The sequence below is a fragment of the Bradyrhizobium sp. P2_E8 genome (assembly GCF_056403875.1).
On sequence record NZ_JBFUES010001862.1, the window covers coordinates 1 to 602 of the forward strand.

Sequence of the window (602 nt, forward strand, 5' to 3'; positions counted from 1 at the left end):
ACGGCGTTGTCTTTACGCCGGCGCCGAATGGCACTTTCCTGAATGGGATCACGCGGCAGCGCGTGATCGAGCTCTTGCGCGGTGACGGCATCACGGTGTTGGAGGCAACGCTGCGCTACTCGGATTTTGTCACTGCGGACGAGATCTTTTCGACCGGCAATTTCGCCAAGGTCGCTCCGGTGATCCGGATCGACGATCGGCAACTCAGGCCCGGGCGCTTTTATGCGCGGGCACGAGAGCTGTATTGGGACTTTGCCCACGGGGTGAAGCTTGCCGCGTGAGAGGACTTCACGGGCACCGCCGAGGTCATCTATTCCGATCGCGAGATCGCTGCGTACGAACGGGCAGACCGGTTGAGGGCTTTCCCCGAGCAAGCGGCAGGTTCGGCGAATTGAACTTGCCGGTTCGGCCGATGCCGAGGCCGCTCAACCCTGGCGGCGCAGAAAGCCCGTGATCGTGACCTTGTCCCAGATGCCGGCCGCGGCGAAGGGATCGGCGCGGTTGAAGGCTTCGACTTCCGCTCGGCCCGGCGCCTCGATCAGGAACAGGCTGCCGATCATGGTCGCGCCGTCGTCGGAGACGAGCGGCCCCGACATCACGAT

At 64.0% G+C, this 602-nt stretch carries 2 protein-coding genes; one reads left to right on the forward strand and one right to left on the reverse strand.

Features of this window, described 5'->3' with window-relative positions; genetic code table 11:
* Window positions 1-281: aminotransferase class IV (locus AC1D00_RS44365; RefSeq protein WP_477015108.1), on the forward strand; the 281-nt coding region annotated here is incomplete at its 5' end.
* A gap of 144 nt (window positions 282-425) precedes the next feature.
* Here the strand turns inward: AC1D00_RS44365 and AC1D00_RS44370 are convergent.
* Window positions 426-602: YciI family protein (locus AC1D00_RS44370; RefSeq protein WP_477015109.1), on the reverse strand; the 177-nt coding region annotated here is incomplete at its 5' end.